Source organism: Nocardia sp. NPDC060220 (genome assembly GCF_042727815.1).
Lineage (GTDB): Bacteria > Actinomycetota > Actinomycetes > Mycobacteriales > Mycobacteriaceae > Nocardia.
This window is the reverse complement of sequence record NZ_JBHWZY010000651.1, coordinates 1-4003: the sequence shown is the minus strand read 5'-3', so window position 1 is coordinate 4003 and position 4003 is coordinate 1. Positions and strand designations below refer to the sequence as shown.

Sequence of the window (4003 nt, the reverse complement as noted above, 5' to 3'; positions counted from 1 at the left end):
GGCGGTGGATGTCGACGTGACCTTGCTGGGCGCTACTGCGAGCGGCCGCCGATCACACCGTGGAAGTCGGCCGCCGGACAATCTTCACGGCTACCGGTCGAACCCCCGAGGAGTGCGCGACTGTCCAACACGGCGGCCTGTAGTGCCTCACCCGAAACGTCGCGGTTCAGATCCCGGCATCGGGGCGCGGGATATCGCCACGCCAAGCTCCGGTTGCGCGGCCCTCGGTCTCGATGAACTGCTTGAAGCGTTTCATGTCGCCGTTCACTCGGTGTTCGAGCACGCCCAGCTTGTCGGCGGCGGTTTCGACGAAACCCTCCGGGTCGACATCCATTTGCGCGGTGATCCGGGTATGGGTGTCGTCGAGACGGTGAAATGTCACTACCCCGGCGTGGTTGGGCCCGTCGTCGGACCTCCACGCGACTCGTTCGTCCGGATGCTGTTCGGTGATGGTGGCGTCGAATTCCCGTGTCGACGGTCCGACATGGATGCGCCAGTGAGTGTGCCGGTCGTCGACTTGACTGACCTGCTCGACTCCTTCCATGAACTGCGGAAAGGTCTCGAACTGCGTCCACTGGTTGTAGGCGGTACGGATCGGGACGTCTACATCGACAGTTGCGGCTACTGTGCTCACGAGTACTCCATTCCCCAGCCTGCCTGCGTCGCCGCCACAGACTGGATTCGTTCGCAGCTGCGCGCCTTCGAGGCGCTGCAACTCGTACAGTGGCGGCCTACCCGAGGCCCGAAAGCGCAAACAGGAGTGCGGCACTCGGACTTCGGGTGGCAATTGACCGATTCCGGTGTTTTCGTGATCATGACGGTGTGCGTTCTCGCTCTCTCTTGTTCCGCCTGCTCTCGAGGTCTACCTGATGCCAACCCACGCCGATCAACAGCGCAAACGCCCTCAGCAGGATCGCGCGAAGGAGACCAAAGCGCGGATTCTCGAGGTGGCCGCTCAGCTGTTCGGTGATCGAGGTATCGGCAACACCTCGACGAACCGGATCGCCGCCGAGGCCGGCATGAGCATCGGCACTCTGTACCGGTATTTCACCGACCGGGAAGAGATCGTCAAGGAACTCACCGACAGCCTGTTCGTGCAGGCCGAGGAACAATACGCTCGACTGCTCACCAAGTCGGTCGCCGACAAACCTCGGCGCGACACGGTTGCCGAGATCATCCGTGTCGGCGTCGAAATCCTCGTAGCCAACGGGCCCCTCGTGCGCGCCTTGGTGGCCGACCTTCAGTTCTACGGCAGCGGGATCCCCGAATTCGAACCGCGGTTGCGAATGCTCATCAAGCTCTACCTGATACAGTCGCTCGGTCCGACCCACGGACTCGACGTCGACACCATGGCCTATATCGTGCTCAACGCGGGCTTCTCCACCGCGCTGCGCTCGGTCAAGATGGACGAAGAGGGCATGGACCGCGACGCGGTGATCGATCAGACCGCCGACATGATCGGGCTCTGGATAACCTCAGTGGCACAGGCTGATTCGCCCGCATAGCTCCCGAAGACGCTGATGCGTCGCGCATTCGAGAACCGGCCCTTCTCGCGTCGTACTCGACCGGACCATGGGTTTGCCCTCGTCTGGGCCCCTGTAAGAGTCGTGTGTCCTTGCTGATGGGAGGAAATGTTGTTGCTGGGCTGGTGAATCAGGCGGTGCCCAGAACACTTTCGGGGGCCGGGGCGAAGGTCGACTCGAAATGTCGAATGAGGTCGTCCGGGGCGGCAGGGGAGGCTGCACAGCCGAGGTAGCCGTCGGGGCGGACGACGTAGGCCGCGGCGGCGGTGCAGTGATACTGCCGGGCGAAGTCGCCGTCGCTGTCACGGATGACCGGGAGGATCGTCGGGTCGACGGCGGCGCGGGGGCTCGCGACAAGATAGGTGTCGAGGTGGCCGTCGGTCAGTTTCCGAAGCAGGTCGACGTGGCGTTCGATTTCGGTGAGAGTGGCTGTGTCGCAGGTGTCGCCGACGTACCAGAGCAGTGTGTGGTCGGGGCCGGTGAGCAGGGTGAAGAGCCGGAACGGCGACGTCACGCCGTCCCGGGTCAGCCCGATTGCGTCCGGAGCGCGGCTGCCCGCGAGGGGAAACAGTGCGCCGCTGGGGGATTCGGTGACGATAGGGCTGTCGCGATAGTCGATCAGGAGTTGTGCCTCGCGGAGCAGCACGCGTTCGGGGTCCGATTCGCCGGCACCGATCCCGTCGCGGGCGTCGCGGACGGTGCGACCGACCACCTCCTCGCCGATCGGTCTGCGTTCGGCGTCGTAGCTGGCCAGCAGCGTCGGCGCGGCTAGCTCTGCGACGGCAAGCGCGAGCTTCCAGGCGAGGTTATGGGCGTCTTGGATGCCGGTGTTCATGCCCTGGGCACCCGTGGGCGGGTGGATGTGGGCGGCATCTCCCGCGACGAAAACTCTTCCCCGGCTGTAGGAGTCGACGATGCGATGGCTGATCCGGAACACCGAGGACCAGCGCAAGTGCGAGGCAGTCGTCGGTGAGGGCGCGAGCCGGTCGAGCACCGCCTGAATATCGGCCAGCGCAGGTCCGGGCCCGGTGCCGAGTCCGTGTTCGACCCTGTCGCCGCCGACGGAGTTGTCGGAGGCCAGTTCCGGGGGAACCCGCATCGACACCCGGTATCGGTGGTGGCCGGGCAGCGGCACACACACCAGCACGTCGTCGGTGACACCGTTGGTCTGGTGCATCGACCGCACGGTGTAGCCGTGCGGTTGTGACCAATCCAGCTCGACATCGCCGAGCATGTACTGCTCGGCGAAGGCCGCGCCCTCGAACGTCAGGCCCAGCGTCTTGCGGACGGTGCTGTGCGCACCGTCGCAGCCGACCAGATACCGTGCCCGCACCGTGCGCTCGCCCTCGGGTCCGGCGAGCACGGCGGCGACGCCGTCCTCGTCCTGGGTGAACCCGACGAGCCGGACTCCGCGCTCAACTCGCGTGCCCAGCGATTCCAGGCGCTGTCGCAGGATCCGTTCGGTCTCGTACTGGGGGAGTCCGAGGAACCCGAACGGAATCTCGGAGGGCAGCGCCAGATCCATGCGGTCGGCCTCGGCGCCGTTGATGTACACGACCTGGCCGCGCAACAGGATCGCGGCGTCGAGGACCTCGCGCAGGATGCCCATCGCCTCGAACAGTTCCAGCGTGCGGGGCTGGACGCCGACCGCTTTCGCGTACTGCGGCGGATCGGATTGCGCGTCGATGATCCGGCACCGGACGCCACGCCGGACCACCTCGACGGCGGCGGCCGAGCCCACCGGACCTGCGCCGACGATCAGAACATCGGTATCGAACATGCGACATCACCTCACGCTGGAAGCCCCCGCCTCATGTTGTTCGCTGATCGTACGCCTGGCACCGGCCCGCGGAATCCCACGAATCGACGGATCGCCGGGAATCGAGCCATCGCGGCCGACAGAACCGTCCGCCGCGGCCACAAGCTTCGCGACTCACGCGGTACCTCGAACTGTGATCCGCAGGTTGCCGGTGCTCGGGCGCGGCGATGCGTAACGAGAGGGGAGCCGGATGCGACCGCAATGGTGGGAGCAGGGCTATCGAGGACAGGACGGCGGCGCGTGACAGTCGGTCGGATGAGGCGTACAGCCGTGGTGGCAGGGGCCGTGGGCGCTCTGGGGCTCCTCGGCTACGGCGGGCTTGCGGCTGCTCAGCCGACCGTCGTCTCCACGGACAGAATCAGCGTCGCCGAGGGACTGGGCTCCACCGAGGTTGCCGGCGGTGATGGGTTCGCCGACGGCGACGCTGTTCGGTTGGTCGCGGGTCCGGGAGACCACGGCAATGGCGGCAACAACGGGAATTCGGATCCGGGCGGCGGTAACGGTAACCAGGGAAATGGTGGCGGTAACCAGGGCAACAACGGGAATCAGAACCCCGGCAGCGGTAACGGCAATCAGGGAAATGGTGGCGGCAACCAGGGCAACAACGGGAATCAGAACCCCGGCAGCGGTAACGGCAACCAAGGAAACGGTGGCGGAAACC

The 4003-nt window shown here is 65.8% G+C and carries 3 protein-coding genes and 1 pseudogene; 2 read left to right on the top strand and 2 right to left on the bottom strand.

The features are described 5' to 3' along the window. Nucleotides 1-166: 166 nt before the first annotated feature. On the bottom strand, nucleotides 167-634 hold the full coding sequence (locus tag ACFWF3_RS27060) for an SRPBCC family protein (protein WP_379316189.1): 468 nt from the start codon (nucleotides 632-634) through the stop codon (nucleotides 167-169). Between the two features lie 235 nt (nucleotides 635-869). On the opposite strand from ACFWF3_RS27060, the gene ACFWF3_RS27055 reads away from it, so the two are divergent. Further along, entirely contained in the window at nucleotides 870-1505 is a 636-nt protein-coding gene (locus ACFWF3_RS27055; RefSeq protein ID WP_378628561.1) for a TetR/AcrR family transcriptional regulator, read from the top strand. 148 nt (nucleotides 1506-1653) lie between these two features. Here ACFWF3_RS27055 and ACFWF3_RS27050 read toward each other — a convergent pair whose 3' ends face one another. Beyond that, entirely contained in the window at nucleotides 1654-3303 is a 1650-nt protein-coding gene (locus ACFWF3_RS27050) for an FAD-dependent monooxygenase (protein WP_379316187.1), read from the bottom strand. Between the two features lie 294 nt (nucleotides 3304-3597). Between ACFWF3_RS27050 and ACFWF3_RS27045 the strand changes: the two are divergent. After that, nucleotides 3598-4003 (top strand): annotated as a pseudogene (locus ACFWF3_RS27045) (hypothetical protein); the annotation flags it as partial.